This window comes from Parafrankia discariae (genome assembly GCF_000373365.1).
In the GTDB taxonomy this organism is placed as follows: domain Bacteria; phylum Actinomycetota; class Actinomycetes; order Frankiales; family Frankiaceae; genus Parafrankia; species Parafrankia discariae.
The window spans coordinates 33015-49170 of the sequence record NZ_KB891211.1 but is presented as its reverse complement, the minus strand read 5'-3'; the positions used below and the strand labels follow the sequence as shown (position 1 = coordinate 49170).

Sequence of the window (16156 nt, the reverse complement as noted above, 5' to 3'; positions counted from 1 at the left end):
TCGCCATGCCCGCTCCCGACACCGCGGTGTGCCGCCGGTGCGGCCGGCTCCTCACCGACCCCCGATCCCGCGCCCTCGGACTCGGGAGCGGATGCGCCACCCACCTACGCCCGGCCGCCCTCGAGAACCTCGCGGACGCCGCGGCAGCAGCGACGGCGCAGCTCCACCTCGAGTTCGCCAGCGACGAGTGACAACGGCCAGGGCCTCGGCACGCGGACCGCCGTCCGGGCCCGCGACCGGACACCGACCACCGACGGAAGGAAGACCATGCACCTCGTAGACGGTCAGGTTCCCGCTACCCCGGAGCCTCTCCTCGTGTTCGACCACACTGCCGACGAGACCGCCCGCACCTGCGCTGACTGCCGCAGCGTGTTCCGGGCCCGTGTCACGGCTGCCCGGTACGTCACGGCCGGCCTGGTCCCCGGGGACCGGCTACCCGCCCCGGACCACATCTGCCCGACCTGCCTGCCCGCCCCGGTGGCGCAGGTCGTCACCGCGCTGGACACCATCGCCGCGGCCGGCGTCAACGAACACGTGCTCGGCCTGGTGCAGCACGCGCTCTCCCAGATCCGCGCCCACGCCCACCAGGAAAACCACCGCGCCGTCCTCACACAGCTGTACGGGGCGCGGCGCACCGAACCCGCCGTCATCGACCTCGGCCACCAGGAGCTCTGCGACGACACCGGCCTGTACGTCTCCGCCGAGCTGTACGGCGGGCAGCCCCGCGTGAAGATCGTCGACAGCGGCGGCTACCCGTTCGCTGACCTCGACGTCGACGCCGCCCGGGAGATGGCCCAGGTCATCTCCGACCTGATCGCCACCGCGGAGACCGCGGCCCGTTTCTGACCGCCCCGCCCGCCGCGGCCGTCACCGCGGCGGGCCCCATCCCCCGGGAAACCTGATGATCCACACAGCCACACTCACCCCTACCCCCACCGCCCTACGGCCCTCCACGCCCGCACCTGGCACCGGCAACGGCCAGACAGCCGGATGCGCAGGCTGCACCGTCCGCTGGCCGGTCGGCACCAACGCCGCCCACTGCCCGACCTGCCACCTGAGCTTCGCCAGCGTCGGCGGATTCGACGCCCACCGCACCGGCCCCATCGACCGGCGGCGCTGCCTCGACTCCACCGAACTCCACAACCTCGGCTACGCCCCGAACGACCGCGGACGCTGGCGGATCCCCCTCGACCCCGACGCCGCCGCCCGCCTCACCGGCACCTGGACCCCATGAGTCCCCGGCCGGACGGCTCGACCCCATGAGTCCCCCGCGCCAAACCAGCCCCGCACCGGCCCGACCCATCCACGGAGAGGAATCCGATGACCCTTCCATCACCGGCGCAGTGCACCGCGACCTGCTCCGGCAGGCAGCGGCCCGACCTGGCGGGCAAGCCCTGCCGGAACCCGCCCGTCCGCGGTGGCACCGTCTGCCGCATGCACGGGGGCAGTGCACCGGCGGCGCGGGCCAGGGCGGCCGAGCGGACCGCGGATGCCGGGCTACGGGCGCTGGTCGCCGGATATGAGATCGCCCCGGTCGAGGACCCGTTCACCGCGCTGATCACTCTCGCCGGTGAGGTCCTCGGACTGAAGGACGCCGCCCGGGGCCTGGTCGCCGATCTGGACAGCGCCGGTGAGGAAACCAGCCTCGCCGTGTACGAACGGGCCCTCGACCGGTCCGCGAAAGTCCTCGGAGACGTCGCCCGGCTGAAGATCGACGACAGGTTGGCGCGGATCTCCGAGCAGCAGGCGAACACCCTGGTTCAGGTCATCGCCGCGGTGGTGCGCCGGTTGGGGCTGGACATCGACGACCCGCAGGTTCGGGCCGCTGTCCGTACCGAGCTGGCGGCGGTGCAGCCGTGACGAGTCCGTGGTCGATCGCCGCGGCGGCGTTGCGCCCGTCGGAGTGGGGCCGCCGGCTGTGGGGGTCGACGATCGAGGGGGCGTTCATCCGCACCGACCGGGAGCGGGGCGGGCGGCCGGTGCTGGTGTTGACCGTCGCCGGGCCGGGTGGGCTGGTCGTATACGAGCTGGTCGGCATCGCCGAGAACGCCCTGTGCTGAGCCTGCCGGCCGGAACGGGTCGCGGTCCGTGTGACCCATGGATGAAGCGTTTCGGGTCAGACCCATGGATGAACCCCGCGAGTCGGCGTCAATCCCATAGACGCGGACCCATGGAGGGTCTCGAATCCCGCAGACCCATGGAGGGTCTCAACCGGTCGCGTGGGCCGCCTGGGGCCGGCCATCCCCGGGCCCGTAGACCACCATCGAAAGGATCACGACATGGCACAGCACGAACTTCTGACCGGACGCCCGGAGTGGCAGGCCGTCCAGGCCCGGCGCGACGAGCACGAAACGGCCAAGAAAAAGGCCCGGGTGAAGTGGGAGGCCGTCCAGGCCAACCACCGTGCCGCGGTCGAGACGGCGATCGCGAACGCGGACCCGGTACCGCCGGCGCCGCCTGTCGCACCGTGGTCGGAGACGGAGGGCTACTACCTGGCGAAGCAGCACGAGCTCACCAGCGCGTTCCGGGTGGCCGCGGCGGATGTCGCCGGGCCGGTCGCCGAGCAGTTGCAGGCCCGGGAGCGGGAGTTGCTCGACCAGGTCCGTGCTCTGCTGCCCGACTTCGGGCCTGTGGTGGACGAGCTGCACGCGCTGGTGGGCACGTGGCGGGAGCTGGCGACCGCGGCGACGAACGTCGCGTACAGCACCGCCAAGGTCGGAACGCAGCTCACCCCGGCGGACGGCGTCGGGGGCCTGGCGGACGTGATCGAGAAGGCGCGGAGCGGGGGCACGTTCCTCGGTGAGATTCAGGGGCAGGGCCGCGGCCGGCGCCGGGCCTAGCCTGATCACAGGGCCACCCGGGGCCCGAATGCCGGGATCCGCACCCGCGCGGCAGGCGGGATGTCAGAGGCCAGCAACGCCCCACCCATCCCGGGATTGGGGCCCGATGACCAGGAGAACGCCACGATGGCCACGCCACGTATCGCCCGGCCCGGCCCGCGTCGCCGCGGCCCGCTCGCCCAGGGCGACGCCACCCACATGCCCACCCAGCCATCCCAGTCGGCCCGGCGGGTCGCCAACGGCTCACACGAGACGTCCCCGGCCCGCCGTGGCCGCGGGCAGCTTGCCCAGGGCGACGGGGTGACCGCGCTCGTCGGCACCCGGCAGTCGATGCCGAACGGTGAGAAGGCCGCGGTCAGTGACCTGCGGTACCGGCTCGGCAGGTAGGACCCCGGCGGGGCGGGTGGCTCTGCTGCCCGCCCCGGCAGACCAGGTAGCTAGAGCAGGCGACGACACGGACCCCGGCACTTCGGGGCCTCACAGCAAGGAGGAAGCAGGCCATGGCCTACGAGTACAACGTCGGCGGTAGCGGATCGGCGTACGGCGGGCACGGGACGCTCGACGAGCGTGCCACGGCCAGGCAGGAACGGGCAGAGCGTGAGGCCCGCGGGTGGATGGGCCGGACCCACCTGTCCGGGCTCGACGTCGGCCGGGTCAAGCAGATCCTGAAGACCCACGGCCCGGCGATGACGGCCGGCACCCGCGGTGCGCTCGAGCAGCTGGTCAAGGACAACGTGGGCCCGGTGGAACTGGCCCGGGAAGAACGGCAGGCAGCCGCACGTCGGGCGTCGACCGGCTGACCAACCCTCAATCCGAGGTTGAACGTTCGAACGGCCCGCGCCCCCCGATGGACGCGGGCCGTTCGTGGTGTCCGGCGTCAGCCCGCGGCCGGGGCCGACGGGTCTTCCTCCCAGACGAGAACGTGGTCCAGGCCGTCACCCTCGTACGTCTGCGCCCACGTCAGCGTTGCGTCTGCCGGTACCCGCTCGAGAATCGCCGCCAGCAGCGCATCCCGGCCGGTGCCCGCCGGCACGGGCAGTTCTACGACCCGGACAGGCCCGGTCACCGCCGGACGGCGGGGCGCCCCGCGCGGGGTCGGATCGTGGGTACGTGGGCTGCGAGCACGAGCGCGCGGCGGGCCTCGCGCACCAGGCCGCCGAGCTCGTCGGCCAGACCCGCGGGCAGCTTGGATGCGGTCGCGGCCAGGAACGCCCGGAAGTACGGCACGAGCAGCAGGAAAGCCCGGCGGGTCGACCAGTAGGCGCGGATGTCCGGCGCCCGCCGGGCGCCGGCGAGCACGTACGACAGGCTGATCACCTTGTCGGCGGCGAGGACGGCCGCGATGTCCGGGCGGAGCTGGGCCAGGCGGCGGGTCGCGCCGTCCGGGTCGTGCCGGTACTGCTCCATGGCGATGTGCTCGCCGTGGATCAGCCACAGGCCGACCAGAGTCTCGGTGCCGCAGCGGTCGCCGACCTCGGCGCCGAACTCCTCGGGCCCGGTGTAGTCGGGCACGTCGTGCAGCAGGACGGCGGCGACGAGCGCGGGTGGTGCGTCGGGTAGGTGCCGGCCGAGCAGGGTCGCGACGCGGACCGCGTGTGCGAGTGCGGGTGCCCCGTCGATGACGTGCCCGGTGCACCAGCGGCGCGCGATGGCGAGCGCCTCGGCGACGACGGGCGGCCGTGGGGGTGCGAGGACGGACCGCCGGGCCGGTCCCCCGACCGGGTTGGTTGCTGGCGATGATGGGCCGGTGACGTCCGGCGAGCACGACATGGTTCGTCCCTGGGATGAGGATGATCTGTGCGTGGTGTGCCCCGGGCAGGTGCATGACCGGGGCCGGTTCGATATCGCGGACGGGCCGGGCCCTGCCAGCCGGTATGACACCAGCCGCGGCTACCGGTGCGATCTGGTGAGCGGGGTGCCGGTCTGCGTCCACCCGCACAAGATCGGGCACCCGCCGGGCCGGTATGCCTCCGCGGGACAACGCTGGCCCGCGGAGGCCGATCTGGGGCCGCCCCCGGGTCCGCTGCCGGACGATCCTGGTGCGCTTGCCGCGTGGATGACGGCGCTCGTCCGGCATGCGGGTGGGGGTGAGCTGGACGCGGTGCTCGCCGAGGCGGAGCGGGCCGCGGCGGAACTGTTCCCGCCGGATGCGGTGCTGGACGCCCTGCGGGTCGCGCTGTCTTCTACCGGAAGGTGAAGAAGTGCGAACGGCCGCCGTGGCTGATGCCGATCGACTCGTAGTGCTCGAAGAGGATCCGCAGCCGCCGGCGGGTCTCGGCCTGGCCGATCCAGTAGCGGCGCGGGATCTCACCCCAGCCCGCGGCCCGGTACACCTGGTCGGTGTAGCCGTCCTCGTCGTAGGTGAACCGCTCGTTGTCGGTGCTGTGGATGAAGGAGACCGTGAGGTCGGCCTGGATGCGGCTCAGGATGGTGAACTGCGCGGTCAGCGCGTGGACCATCTCGTCGACCGGCGCGGACACCTCGAGCTCGGCGGCCCGCTCGTCGCCGGTGGCCGCGAACACCGCCGCTTTCATGGCCATCGCGCGGAGCGCCTCGACGAACAGCCGGGGCCCGTCCTCGTCGAGGTCCCACTCCGAGATGATCGGGTAGCCGGTGAACGTCGCCCAGCACTCCGGGTACTTCAAGGTGCTGGTGCGGAGCCGGGGGAACAGCGGGTGCATCTCGATCGCGTCCAGCAACGCGGCGGCCTGCGGGCCGATGGCGTACGGAATCGGCCGGTCGACGGCGGCCGGCTGCGGGCCGGGCTGGTGCTTGGTCATGGTCGCGGTGGCGTTCCTGGCGGTGTCGTGGTTCACGGGAGCCTCCCGGCGCTGTGATGGGGGACGGCGGGGCGGGGACGGCTCAGTGGTTCCGTTCCCGCCCCGCCTCGGGCCGCGGACCGTCCTAGCGGCGAGCGGGGACGATCGGCGTGCCCGTGTGCGGCGGGTCCGGCCTACAGACCCGAGCGACGGACGCGCCGTCGCTCTCCTCCGGGTCTGCGAGGGTGGCCGGTCTGTGCCCCGCCGCGCACGACCCATGACACACTCCGCATCAGAGACGCAACAGGCCGCAACTGTTGTTACGGCCGTAACGGCTGCGCTTACGGGGGCAGACGGGAGTTCCGATGCACTCTGACGAGGACGCGGCACGCCGCCGGCTCGCTCGCCGGCTCGAGGAACTGATGAGCCGGCACGGGTACAGCCGTCAGAGCCTCGCCGATGCGACCGGGTTCAAACGGCCGCAGGTCAGCGGGGCCATCGCCGGCAGAATCGTCCCGTCCCCGAACCTGATCAAAGCGTTGGATCGGGAGTTGCGTGCTGGCGGCGAGCTCATCAGCCTGTGGAAGGACGCCAAGCTCGAGGAGCTCCGGAAGGAGCTCGACACGGAGCTGCCCGGCCCGCGGGCGCGGAAAGGGGTCGAGACGGACCGGCGAGAGGTAGTGGAGCTCGGCGCCCTGGCGGTCGCCGCGGGCCTGGCGGGTGAGGTGTCCCGGCGGATCGCCGGCGGCGACCCGGACCCGCTCACCCTCGACGAGCTCGACGAGCGGCTCGACCAGATCGGTGCGGCGTACACCACCACGCCGCACGCGGTACTCACCCCGCTGATCGTGGGTGGCTGGCGGGATGTGGAACGGCTCCTCGACGGCCGGCTGTCCAGCCGGATCCGGGGCCGGCTCACCCTGGTCGCCGGCCTGTACGCGTTCTACGGCGGCCGGCTCGCGTTCAACGTTGGAGACGACGCCGCCGCGCGCCGGTTCGCGTCGCTCGCCGAGCTGTACGCCCGCGACGTCGGTGACCCGCTACTGACCGGCTCCGTAGCGACCCTGCAAACGTCAATCGCCTACTACACCGGCCGGCACACCGCGGCGGCCGACATCGCCGCACAGGCCCGGATCGGCGCCCACCCGTACCTGCGGGCCCGGCTCGCCGCCTACGAGGCCCGTGCACGCGCGGCGGCCGGCCAGCACGACCAGGCCCGGCAGGCACTCCGCGATATGCAGGACGCGGTGTGGCTCGGCGAACCGCAGCCCGCAACGGAACCGTTCGGCGAAGAACTGACACACACCTTCGTCGCGGTCGTGTCCGGGCGGCTCGGTGACGGCGAGACCGCGGAGCCGCATGCCCGTCGGGCGTTGACGATTCTGGAGTCGACCGGCGGCGGCTACGAGGACATCGGCGGAACGTACAACGCGCTGGCACAGGCGCTGCTACGCCGGGCCCGGCCGGACCCGGAGCAGGCCGCGGACGCCGCATCGCGAGCACTGGCCGCCCTCGAGGGCCAGCCAACCCGGACAGTTATCCAACGTTCGGGGCAGATCTGGCAGGAGCTGGGCGCACGCTGGGAAGGTCAACGGGCCGTCGTCGAGCTCGGCGAGCGGCTACAGGTTCACCGGCGGGCACTACCGGTTGGGAGCAGCGGATGACCCTCGAGTTCGGCCAGCCAGACGCCCAAGGCGTTCCGACCGTCCTCACCCCGCGGCTGGTGCTGCGCGGGTGGCGGCCGGCGGACGTCGGCCCGTATTTGGAGATCGTGACCGGGGAGGGGATGGCCGACCACACCCCCCAGCCAAAGACCGAGGCTGCGGCGTGGTCGCAGACCGCATTCCAGATTGGCCACTGGGCGCTGCGCGGGTACGGCATGTGGGCGGTCGAGGACCGGGTGAGCGGGCAGCTTCTGGGCCGGGCGGGCCTGTATGAGGCGTTGGGCTGGCCGGGCCTCGAGGTGGCGTGGACGATCCGCCGGGAGCGGTGGGGGCAGGGCCTGGCCACCGAGGCGGGGGCGGCGGCGGTTGAGTTCGCGTTCGATGTCGTGGGACGTGACGACGTCATTTCGATCATGACTGCGGGGAACGTCGGGTCGGTCCGGGTGGCCACCAAGCTCGGCCTGTGGCGGGACCGAGCGGAGACGCTCCAGGGCGCCGAGTACGACATCTACGCCATCGACCGGAAGACCTGGGAGTCCACTCGCGCAGCATGACGCCGCGGTCTGACGACCCGCTACGCCGGACCCGCTGAACCCGCTACATGCCAGCTCGGAGCTGCTGCGCGGCCCGCTGTCGCGCTCGGCCACCCGCTACGCCGTAGCGGCCTCACAGCGGGTTCGTAGCGGGTTCCGCCCCGGGGTGCGACGGTGCGACATGCCAGGCGCCGCAGCAGGTTCGGGTGCGACGCCGGGTGCGACGCGTCGCGGGTCTGTCGCACCCCCGTCGCGCCCGGGTGCGACGCCCGGCCGTCGAGGGTGTGACGCCGTGACAACGCCTGCGGTGCAGCCGGTCCGGGCGTGACAGCGGGTGTGACATCCCCGTGTCGCGTCACGGCCCCCGCCACGGGGGAGTCGGCGGGGAGGCGGGGAGATCTCCCCCGTCGCCTCCCCCGGCCGCGATGCCCTGCGGCACAGCCGGTGCCAGCCCGTGGGGGAGGCGGGGAGGCAGGGTGTCAACTTCCGTTACACCCCCCGAAACGGCTCTGTAGCGACCATCTGACGGCCTCCCTCCCCGGGCGCGTGGCCGCGAGAGCCCATGCAGCACAGGGTGTGGATCACACGCGGCAGGGGCGAGGCCAGGCCAGGCCGCGAGGAAGGGCGCAAGGCCGTCTCCGTGCCCGTCAGCCGCCCCGAATCGGGTCGTGGCGGGAGTTCGTCACCAGCCGCGGCGACCACGTCCAGGGCGGGTAGCGCAGGTGGTGCGGGTCCGTCGGTGGTCGGGCACCCACCGGCCGTACAGGTCGGCCATCGAGCAGACGACCACCTCGACCACGTCATCCCGCGCGGGGGGCGGACCCTCCGTCACCTGGCCCCGCCAAGCGCTGCCTTCCCAGCTGTCCTGCTGTCCTGTCCTGTCCCCGTCCCTGCCCTACAGGCCCCCTGGCAGCGCATATGACCCCCCGGGACAGGCAGACGACAGAGGACAGGACAGCCCGCAGGACAGCCCCGGGACAGATTGGGGGACAGCAAAGAACCTGTCGCTGTCGCCCCGGGTGTCGCGTGTCGTGTCGCCTGTCGTGTCGCGTCCAGATGGGGGGGTGTGGGGCTGTCGTGTGGCGTCGGCCCCGCCTCTGACCTGGGAGGCGACAGATGACACGACACGCGACACGACACGACAGGCGACAGCCCGGACGACAGCGAAGCGGCCCGTCTCCGACGAGGGAGACGGGCCGCTCGGTGGTGCTCAGGACGCCAGCCGTACCGGCCTGTCCTTGACGCTGCCCGTGGCCGCGATGTCGGCCAGCCACTCGGCGAGCGTGCGGTTGGCCTTGGCCTGCCCGCACGGCGAGCAGGACGGGAGCCGGTTCTCGCCGCGGTGCGGGCCGCCCTGGGCGCGCGGGATGACGTGGTCGAGGTGGTCAGCCTGCCCGCCGCAGTAGGCGCAGCGGCCCGCCCAGACGGTCAGGATCGTCTCCCGCACGCTGGCCGCCGGACCGTTCCTACTCACGCCGCCGGCCGCCCGGCCGCGCGCTCCCGCTCGGCGCGCTGCTCGGCACTGCGCCGCCGAAACGCGCCGGTGAACATCCGCTCCGCCACCTCGACGATCAGCTCGGCGTCCGCCACGCTGATGTCCGGGCACCGGTCCGGTGCCTGCTCCGGTGTGCCCTGCGCCGCCCACACCGCCCGGTCGTCCCGGTCACCGCAGGCGTCGAGGACGCCCATCAACACCGACGTCAGCCGCGACAGCAGCTCCACCGTCTCGTCGCTGAGTTCCTCGTACTCCGTCGGTCCGAGCAACGCCCGGGTGATGTCCGCGAGCATCCACGCCGCGTCCAGCCGGCGCTGGGTCGGAGTCGGCTGCCAGGTACTCATCGGGTTCCCTCCACGCGGATCTCCCGGCCGGTCAGTACGTAGGCGGTGCGCTGGATGCCTTCCGCGCGGCCCGCGGCCCGCGCCCGGTCCACCGGGGTGCGCTCCGGGTCGGCAGCGATCGCCGCCTGCCGCGTGACGACCTCGTCCAGGCCGCCCAACGCCGGGTCGGGCTCGCCTGCGGGGGGCTGCTCGGCGAGCCGGTCGCGGAGCTCGCAGGCCGCCAGGTCGGCCGCGGCCAGCTGGCGAAGGATCGCCGCGGTGGCCTCGAGGTCGCCCTGACGCAGGGCCCGGATCGCGTCCCCGGCCTGCCCGGACGCCACCGCACCGAACGCGCCAAAGGTGGCCGCGTAGCCGCCGCCGGCGAGCCGGTCGATCTGGGCCCGCGCCGCGTCCAGCTCGAGGGCGGTCGGGGTGAGCATGGCGGCCGGAACCGCCGTCCGGGGGATCACAGGGCACCGCCCGCGCGGGCCGTGTGCCAGGCCGCGGCCTGCTCGGCGACCGCAGCCAGCTGGCGGTACCAGTCGGCCGCCGCCGGGTCGTCCGCGGCGAACGACGCGGACACCCGGAGCTCGCCCGGCAGGATCAGGCATGGGGGCAGATCCGGCAGGCTGGCCAGCTCGAACCGCGGCGCCCGGTCGTCCGGGTCGACGTAGAGGGACGACACCAGTCGGGTGCTCATCGGGTCGCCGCCAAGGCCTCGAGGCTCGCCCGGGTGACGCCGGATCCGACCCTGATCAGCCTGCCCGACGAGGGTGCGCAGTACCGGCGGATGGTGGCCACGGACACGCCGAGCCGGGTGGCCGCCGCGGTGATGCTGACGGCGTCGTCGGGGGCCTGGCCTGGGGTGATCGGGGTCGGTTCGGGGGTGATCCGGGTCGACCCCGGGTCGACCTGACTGGTCGGGGCCGGGTCGGGGTCGACCTGCGGGGCCGGGTCGAGTCGGGTCGAGGTCGACCCGCCGTCCGGGGCCGGGGTCGGGTCGACCGGGGTCGAGGTGATCCGACCCCGATCCGGGGTGACCGGGTCGGATCCGACGAGGGTGGCCAGCACGTCAGCGCGGGTGATCGGCGCGCCGCTGCCGGCAAGGAAGGCGTGCCTGATGACCAGGCGGGCCCGCTCGGTTGGGGTGATCACGCGGCCACCGCCAGGCCCTCGACGCCGTCCACCTCGACGGCAGGGATGGGGGTGAGGGTGACGCGCAGCGTCGGTGCGACCGGCTTCATCGGGACCTCACCGAGACCGGCACGGGCGTAGGCCGCGCGGATCGCGTCGAGGTCGGGGGTCGTCTTGGCCGACGGGATCCGCTCGACGAGCGCCCGGCCGTACGTGCCGGCGGGGATGTGGTCGAGGAGCTTGCGGGCACGCCGCTTGCCGCGCTCGGCGGCGCGGGCCTGCTCGGCGGCCTCGTCGTACTCGGCGGCGGCGGCCTCGATGGTCGCGACCGGCGGCATGTCGGCGGCGGCGAGCAGGGCCGGGCCGGCGGGGGTGGCCTCGACGGCCGGGGCGGGGGTGAGGCAGTCGCAGCGGGCGGCGGGCATGCCGGGGAAGCCGACGCGGGCGGTGCAGCCGAGTGCGTCGTGGTCGGCGGGGCCGTGGGTGCAGCAGGCCGCCAGCGCCGGGGCCGCCACGGGGACGACCGCGGCCGGCGTCGGGGTGGTGGTGTCGCCGGCGACGGCCTCGAGGCGGTCGAGGACACGGACGGCGGCGACGAGGGCCAGGCGGCGGGCCGTGTGGGCGATACGCGCCCGGATCGGGCGACGTGTGGGAACGTAGAACACAGCGGGTCTCCTGTTATGGCAGGTGGTCCGTAGGCCCCGGCCGGGAGTGGAGTCCCGGTTCGGGGCCGCTGTCGTTTGCAACGGTTCCAACCTAGCGGACAAGTTGCAACGGTTGCAAGTACGATTCCCACATGACGTCACCGGACCCGGTCGAGCTGTGGACAACGGCCGACATCGCCCGCCGGCTCGCCCTGACGCAGGAACGCGCGCGGCAACTCGCCAACTCGGAAGGCTTCCCGGTACCGAGCTTCCGGCACGGCCGGTCGCGGTTCTGGACCATCGGCGACATTGAGGCCTGGATAGCCGAGCACCGGCCCGTGAAGACGGGCCAGGAGGACCAGAGAACCGACAGGCGGGACTGACCGCCCGCTCATGAAGCGGGCCGGCCGGGTGCTGGTAACACCCGAACCGGCCCTTGATCGCGAACCCTTGGCTAGAAGGGCCCACAACCCGTGTCACATCATGCCCGCAGCAGCCTGCCCGACGACGGCCACCGCGGCACCCGCGCGCCCGATCAGGACGTCCGGCGCGCACTGCTGAGATCCGACCTGCCTGGACCCGCCCGCGCCCTGGTGCACACGCTGCTCACCGTTGCCGACTACCGCACCCTGACGACACCGCCGGAGTTCACGCCGTCGCTGGCCACGCTCGCCACGATCAGCGGGTACAGCGAAGCGACCGTCAAGCGGGAGCTGAACCGCCTCGAGGTGGCCGGGTGGGTGATCCGGATCCGGCCGGCGGTGGCGGACGCACGTGCCAGGAAGACCCGCACCCGGTACCGGATGGCCGTTCCGGCTGGGCTCACGGTGAGCCCAGAGGAGTCGGGGGGTGGGCTCAGGGTGAGCCCAGAGCTGGGCTCAGGAAGAGCCACGGGCTGGGCTCAAGATGAGCCACAAGCCCTCCCTTCCCCTCACAGCCCTTACAGCAGCAGCGGCGACACCCTCGACGAGTACGACCACGGCACCGGGCAGACCGGCCACGGCCCGGCCCCGGCCGTCGAGGTCGACCCGCACGGCGACGTGGTCCAGGCCCTCACCGCCGGCGGCATCCCCGCGTCCTGGCAGGCCGACATCCGGGCCGCGCTCGACCGCGGCTGCACCGTCGGGCAGATCGCAGACGCCTACCGGGCCCCGATCACCGGCGCGGTGCGGAACCTTGCCGCGGTCCGCCGGACCCGTATCCGTGACCTGGCACCCGAACCCGCCCGGCCGTCCGGGCCGACCGTGGCGGTGCCGCCGAACGTGCGTTCGATGTGCCGCCAGCACGGCCTGCCCGGTCCGTGTCCTGTCTGCGCCGACCTCGAGGCGACCCGCGCGGCGGACGACGTCGACGAGGGCCAGGCCCCCGCCGTCGCGGGCGGCCTCGAGGTGCCGGCCGGCGGCGTCCTGTCCGCGGCCACCGTGGACACCCTCACCGCCGTCCGTACACGGCTACCGAAGCAGGTCGGCCCCGGGCGGCGGCGCTTGTGACCGCCATCCGCGGGCCCCGTACTCGATCGCCCTGCCGTCCGATCCGCCATACCGTGTGCCGATGTCACCCCACCGCGTGGTCGTCGACGCCAACATCCCCGATTTCATGTACCAGCACCCGGCCGCCCGCGAAGCGATGAGATCCGCCGTCACGGGCGGCAGCGTCGAACTGCTGGTCGATGCGGTCGTCATCGACCAGGTGTCCAAAATCGGGACGGGTATCTCCGGGACGGCCGATAAACGACAGACCTGCGTGGAGATCGTCGACGAGCTCTGCACGACGGTGCCGATGAGTGCCAGCGTGTTCGGCTTCGGCCCGTTCGGTGAAGGGCCGTTCGGAGGCTCGCCTCCCGAGCAGCAGCCGATCGTCCGCGCGGTGGTTGGTAACACAACCTCCCTGCGGGGCGGCACCCATCGTGACGCGATCATCGCGGCAACAGCTCATCGACAGCAGGCGGCCCTTGCCACCAGCGATCCGAGACTCATTAAGATCGCCCGGCGGATGGGCATCGAGGTTCTCACCCCGTATGAGTTGTTCCATCTGGTCGGCTTCGACCTCGCCGCAGCCGAGGCAGCGGGTACGTCCGACTCCACAAGTTGACGCTCGGACGGCACGAACTTTCCGTCCGCCTGGGTTCACGGTCCGGTACCGCGACGGCGCTCCGCTAGCCTGGCCCCCTCATACCGGGGGGACACATGAGGACACACGGCGTCTTTGGCGTGCTCGTCGCGCTCACGCTCACCGCAGGCTGCGGCAGCAGAACCGACCAGCCGGACCAGCCAAGCCGGCCAGCCGAGCAAGCACCCGACCCTGACCAGTTCATCCGCGACACCCGTCGGTTCGGCTACACCGGCACCAACCTCGAGGCACTCGCCATGGGCCGAACCCTCTGCGACCTACTAGGCGACCTGCTCGACGGATCCACTTTCGACTGGCGGACCACGGCCGAAATGCTTGCCGACGAGACCGGTGACCCACCCTCACACCACATGGCGCTGTTCACCACCGCTACGGAGAACCTCTGCCCCGCCGCCGACGAAACGCGGCCCTGACCAGTGATGCCGTCAACGACTGGCCGTAGGTAACGGACTGTCACACCGTCATGGGATCGCCCGGTGCGGGCACTGGTGCGGACATGGTGAGGACACCCGGCCCACTTTCAGCCCCTCGACCACCATCGTCCGCACCCGTCCGCGACCCGAAAACCCTTGCATTGCAGGCACTTCCGCCTACTCGCACTCTCGGCCACGCGGCCGGTCGAAGGGTTCGATTCCCGCCACCTCCACCGATGCCGAGAGGGGCCGTCCATACTGGACGGCCCCTCTACCAGTAGAAACGCCAGTCGTTTCCGCAGTCCCGCCACCGTCACCGGCGCTGGTGCCCACAGGGTGCCCGCATCGGACCGCGCGGGGGATCGCCGCAGCGATCGTCTCCGCCGCCTGCTGTCCGGTCGACCGCAGCAGATGTGCATAGGTGTTCCCGGTCATCGACGTCGAAGAGTGACCGAGGATCTTCGAGACGGTCGTGATGTCGATGCCCTCGCCGAGCATGATCGACGCTGAGCCGTGGCGAAGGTCGTGCAGCCGCTGGCGCGACAGCAGGCGCTCGCCGATCTCGTCGTCGACCGCCAGCGCCACAGCAATCGGCTCGCTCAGGCGCAGCACAGTCCGTGCGCCCGCCTGGGCAACGTCGAGAACGCGCACCTGTCCGATCGGCTCCCGGTCCCGGTACAGCGTCCAGGTGGCCGCCGGCGGCCGGTAGCGGGTGCCGATCGTCACGGTGCTGCGGCGAGCGCGGCCCGGGCAGCGGCAGCGGCGCTCTCGGGTTCGGGTTCGGGTCGGCGAAGGTAGCTACGGGCGAGCGCGTTGTACGAGCCGCCGAGCATCCCGGCCTGCTTGGTCTGGGTGTAGACCGCGATGGCGCTGCGGGCGTGTTCCTCGGCGGCGGGGTCGGCGAGGGTGGAAAGGATCGCCGCGGTCTGCGCGCGGGCCAGGCCCTCGCTGACGGGCACGGTGCCCGGGAGGGGCTGGCCGGTCCACAGGTGTGCCCATACGTCATCCAGGGCCCGGCGGGCGGCGGCGGGTTCGCCGGCGCGGGCTGCGGCGCGGGACTCGCAGACCGCGAGCATGGGCCGGGCGTAGGGATGGGCATCCGGTCGGCGCTCAGCGGCCACCGACTGCGCGCGGTGGGGCTGGTTGCGGAAGAACGCGAACGAGCTGTCGAGGATCGCGACGCAGTCCGCGAGTAGTCGGTCGCCGGCTTCGTCGGCGTGCTGGCCAGCCAGGTCGAGGTAGGTGTCTGCGGCGCTGTGGTGGCCCAGGTCGTTTGTTCGTGAAGGCCGTCCGTGGGATCAGCCGGCCCATGCGCTTTCTGCGGAACGAGATCACGGCCGGGGCGCTCGCTGACGGCATCGCCCCGGCCGTGATCTTCTCCGAAGAAGTGGACGCCGGCGATCTGTGGTTGATCGTCGGGTTCGAGTACATCCCCGGGCGGCCCGCTGATGGGGGTTTCCCGGAGCGGCTGCCGGATGGGTTGACACGGCCTTCATGACGATCCGCCTGGTCGACGCGGGGCACTCCCCACGAGAGGCGGAGGCGTGGGCGGCGCAACGAACGGGCTTGACGGTGGGCGACGACGCGCTGACCGCGTTCGCTGCATTCGTGGCCGGTCTGTGGACGTACCGGGCGGCCACGGGCGGTCCTAGCGGACAGTGGGTCCGGGCCGCCCGTGACTACGCCGCGTGGAGAACCGGGGTTGCGGTCGGCTGAGGCCGGGCGTCGCGTCGCACGACCGCATCGTGGTCCGCGGACTGCGTGCACTCCGCAGGTGGCTATGCGGGGGAGCGGGCAGCCAGCGGCGGGTCCGGCGTCGACCGCACCGCCTTCTACGGCACCCGGCTCTACGCCGATCTCCGCGCCGAGTTCGAACGGCGCCTACGGACTCTCCAGCAGGCTGGCGATCAGCTCGACCCGCGCGACGCGCAGATCACCCGCCTCAAGCCGAGATCACCGGGCTGAAGAACCGTGTGGTCGAGTCAACCAGCACGATCAACGAACTCACCGAGTCCCAGACCCAGGCCCTCGCGCGACTCGCCGCGCAACACGACGAGATCATCCGTCTGCGGGCCGCCGCCACCTCCGCCAGCCGAGTCAGCCGACTTCCGCAACGGCCAGCGACCATCGGCTCATGCAACTGACCGAGCGACCAGGCCGACAGCGAAGCGGCGTCGGTGTTCGGACAGGGGAGGGGGTCGGCCAAGATACGACGGAAACC

At 72.5% G+C, this 16156-nt stretch carries 28 protein-coding genes; 17 read left to right on the top strand and 11 right to left on the bottom strand.

The window, feature by feature from the left end:
- Positions 1–5 precede the first annotated feature (5 nt).
- The 8 genes from B056_RS0114310 (at position 6) to B056_RS0114275 (ending at position 3640) form a co-directional block, all read left to right on the top strand.
- Positions 6–191 carry a DUF6011 domain-containing protein gene (locus tag B056_RS0114310; RefSeq protein WP_154677033.1) on the top strand — a complete coding sequence of 62 codons (186 nt, stop codon included), beginning with the start codon at positions 6–8 and terminating at the stop codon, positions 189–191.
- 76 nt (positions 192–267) lie between these two features.
- Positions 268–846, top strand: coding sequence for a hypothetical protein (locus B056_RS0114305; protein ID WP_154677025.1), 579 nt, complete (start codon positions 268–270; stop codon positions 844–846).
- Positions 847–901: 55 nt separating this feature from the next.
- Positions 902–1234, top strand: coding sequence for an FDXHR family putative zinc-binding protein (locus B056_RS36490; RefSeq protein ID WP_018502551.1), 333 nt, complete (start codon positions 902–904; stop codon positions 1232–1234).
- A gap of 86 nt (positions 1235–1320) precedes the next feature.
- The gene (locus tag B056_RS0114295) at positions 1321–1860 is read left to right on the top strand and encodes a hypothetical protein (protein WP_018502550.1); all 540 of its coding nucleotides are present in this window, start codon (positions 1321–1323) and stop codon (positions 1858–1860) included.
- Positions 1857–2060 carry a hypothetical protein gene (locus tag B056_RS0114290; RefSeq protein ID WP_018502549.1) on the top strand — a complete coding sequence of 68 codons (204 nt, stop codon included), beginning with the start codon at positions 1857–1859 and terminating at the stop codon, positions 2058–2060. The genes B056_RS0114295 and B056_RS0114290 overlap by 4 nt, the downstream gene beginning before the upstream one ends.
- A 219-nt stretch (positions 2061–2279) precedes the next feature.
- Positions 2280–2840 (top strand): hypothetical protein, encoded by a 561-nt coding sequence (locus B056_RS0114285; RefSeq protein WP_018502548.1) that lies wholly within the window; start codon positions 2280–2282, stop codon positions 2838–2840.
- 126 nt (positions 2841–2966) lie between these two features.
- Positions 2967–3227 carry a hypothetical protein gene (locus B056_RS0114280; RefSeq protein WP_018502547.1) on the top strand — a complete coding sequence of 87 codons (261 nt, stop codon included), beginning with the start codon at positions 2967–2969 and terminating at the stop codon, positions 3225–3227.
- Between the two features lie 113 nt (positions 3228–3340).
- On the top strand, positions 3341–3640 hold the full coding sequence (locus tag B056_RS0114275; protein WP_018502546.1) for a hypothetical protein: 300 nt from the start codon (positions 3341–3343) through the stop codon (positions 3638–3640).
- 77 nt (positions 3641–3717) lie between these two features.
- On the opposite strand, the gene B056_RS42740 is transcribed toward B056_RS0114275, so the two are convergent.
- Positions 3718–3906, bottom strand: a complete 189-nt coding sequence (locus tag B056_RS42740) for a hypothetical protein (protein WP_026239700.1) — start codon at positions 3904–3906, stop codon at positions 3718–3720.
- Positions 3903–4610: an HD domain-containing protein gene (locus tag B056_RS0114265; protein ID WP_018502544.1), complete on the bottom strand. Its 708-nt coding sequence runs from the start codon at positions 4608–4610 to the stop codon at positions 3903–3905. Before B056_RS0114265 ends, B056_RS42740 begins: the two co-directional genes overlap by 4 nt.
- On the opposite strand from B056_RS0114265, the gene B056_RS0114260 reads away from it, so the two are divergent.
- Positions 4588–5037 (top strand): hypothetical protein, encoded by a 450-nt coding sequence (locus tag B056_RS0114260; protein WP_018502543.1) that lies wholly within the window; start codon positions 4588–4590, stop codon positions 5035–5037. The two genes, B056_RS0114265 and B056_RS0114260, sit on opposite strands and share 23 nt — an antisense overlap.
- Here the strand turns inward: B056_RS0114260 and B056_RS0114255 are convergent.
- The gene (locus B056_RS0114255) at positions 5024–5656 is read right to left on the bottom strand and encodes a hypothetical protein (RefSeq protein WP_018502542.1); all 633 of its coding nucleotides are present in this window, start codon (positions 5654–5656) and stop codon (positions 5024–5026) included. The genes B056_RS0114260 and B056_RS0114255 overlap by 14 nt on opposite strands.
- 308 nt (positions 5657–5964) lie before the next feature.
- On the opposite strand from B056_RS0114255, the gene B056_RS0114250 reads away from it, so the two are divergent.
- Positions 5965–7263 (top strand): helix-turn-helix domain-containing protein, encoded by a 1299-nt coding sequence (locus B056_RS0114250; RefSeq protein ID WP_018502541.1) that lies wholly within the window; start codon positions 5965–5967, stop codon positions 7261–7263.
- On the top strand, positions 7260–7817 hold the full coding sequence (locus B056_RS0114245; protein ID WP_018502540.1) for a GNAT family N-acetyltransferase: 558 nt from the start codon (positions 7260–7262) through the stop codon (positions 7815–7817). Before B056_RS0114250 ends, B056_RS0114245 begins: the two co-directional genes overlap by 4 nt.
- Before the next feature lie 1189 nt (positions 7818–9006).
- Here the strand turns inward: B056_RS0114245 and B056_RS36485 are convergent.
- The 6 genes from B056_RS36485 to B056_RS39450 are packed head-to-tail and all read right to left on the bottom strand — an operon-like array spanning position 9007 to position 11413.
- Entirely contained in the window at positions 9007–9270 is a 264-nt protein-coding gene (locus B056_RS36485; RefSeq protein WP_084647157.1) for an HNH endonuclease, read from the bottom strand.
- Positions 9267–9635, bottom strand: coding sequence for a hypothetical protein (locus B056_RS0114235; protein WP_018502538.1), 369 nt, complete (start codon positions 9633–9635; stop codon positions 9267–9269). The genes B056_RS36485 and B056_RS0114235 overlap by 4 nt, the downstream gene beginning before the upstream one ends.
- Positions 9632–10084, bottom strand: a complete 453-nt coding sequence (locus B056_RS42735; protein WP_018502537.1) for a hypothetical protein — start codon at positions 10082–10084, stop codon at positions 9632–9634. Before B056_RS42735 ends, B056_RS0114235 begins: the two co-directional genes overlap by 4 nt.
- The gene (locus B056_RS0114225) at positions 10081–10314 is read right to left on the bottom strand and encodes a hypothetical protein (protein ID WP_035751482.1); all 234 of its coding nucleotides are present in this window, start codon (positions 10312–10314) and stop codon (positions 10081–10083) included. The genes B056_RS42735 and B056_RS0114225 overlap by 4 nt, the downstream gene beginning before the upstream one ends.
- A complete protein-coding gene (locus tag B056_RS36480) occupies positions 10311–10769 on the bottom strand; it encodes a helix-turn-helix domain-containing protein (protein ID WP_026239699.1) in 459 nt (152 codons plus the stop codon). Before B056_RS36480 ends, B056_RS0114225 begins: the two co-directional genes overlap by 4 nt.
- Positions 10766–11413: a hypothetical protein gene (locus B056_RS39450; protein ID WP_051105627.1), complete on the bottom strand. Its 648-nt coding sequence runs from the start codon at positions 11411–11413 to the stop codon at positions 10766–10768. The genes B056_RS36480 and B056_RS39450 overlap by 4 nt, the downstream gene beginning before the upstream one ends.
- A 131-nt stretch (positions 11414–11544) precedes the next feature.
- Between B056_RS39450 and B056_RS0114210 the strand changes: the two genes are divergently transcribed.
- The 4 genes from B056_RS0114210 to B056_RS0114195 all read left to right on the top strand — a co-directional run bounded on the left by B056_RS0114210 (position 11545) and on the right by B056_RS0114195 (position 13935).
- Positions 11545–11775: a helix-turn-helix transcriptional regulator gene (locus B056_RS0114210; RefSeq protein WP_018502535.1), complete on the top strand. Its 231-nt coding sequence runs from the start codon at positions 11545–11547 to the stop codon at positions 11773–11775.
- A gap of 90 nt (positions 11776–11865) precedes the next feature.
- Entirely contained in the window at positions 11866–12882 is a 1017-nt protein-coding gene (locus B056_RS0114205) for a helix-turn-helix domain-containing protein (protein ID WP_018502534.1), read from the top strand.
- A 61-nt stretch (positions 12883–12943) separates the two neighbouring features.
- Entirely contained in the window at positions 12944–13483 is a 540-nt protein-coding gene (locus B056_RS0114200; protein ID WP_018502533.1) for a PIN domain-containing protein, read from the top strand.
- 119 nt (positions 13484–13602) lie between these two features.
- Positions 13603–13935, top strand: coding sequence for a hypothetical protein (locus B056_RS0114195; RefSeq protein ID WP_018502532.1), 333 nt, complete (start codon positions 13603–13605; stop codon positions 13933–13935).
- Between the two features lie 177 nt (positions 13936–14112).
- Here the strand turns inward: B056_RS0114195 and B056_RS36470 are convergent, their stop codons facing one another.
- Together B056_RS36470 and B056_RS44375 are read right to left on the bottom strand one after the other, a co-directional pair.
- Entirely contained in the window at positions 14113–14661 is a 549-nt protein-coding gene (locus tag B056_RS36470; RefSeq protein ID WP_018502531.1) for a tyrosine-type recombinase/integrase, read from the bottom strand.
- Positions 14658–15011 carry a hypothetical protein gene (locus tag B056_RS44375; RefSeq protein WP_018502530.1) on the bottom strand — a complete coding sequence of 118 codons (354 nt, stop codon included), beginning with the start codon at positions 15009–15011 and terminating at the stop codon, positions 14658–14660. The genes B056_RS36470 and B056_RS44375 overlap by 4 nt, the downstream gene beginning before the upstream one ends.
- Positions 15012–15244: 233 nt before the next feature.
- On the opposite strand from B056_RS44375, the gene B056_RS0114180 reads away from it, so the two are divergent.
- Positions 15245–15433, top strand: a complete 189-nt coding sequence (locus tag B056_RS0114180; protein WP_018502529.1) for a hypothetical protein — start codon at positions 15245–15247, stop codon at positions 15431–15433.
- A 263-nt stretch (positions 15434–15696) separates the two neighbouring features.
- Positions 15697–15900 carry a hypothetical protein gene (locus tag B056_RS39445; RefSeq protein WP_051105626.1) on the top strand — a complete coding sequence of 68 codons (204 nt, stop codon included), beginning with the start codon at positions 15697–15699 and terminating at the stop codon, positions 15898–15900.
- The last annotated feature ends 256 nt before the right edge of the window (positions 15901–16156 follow it).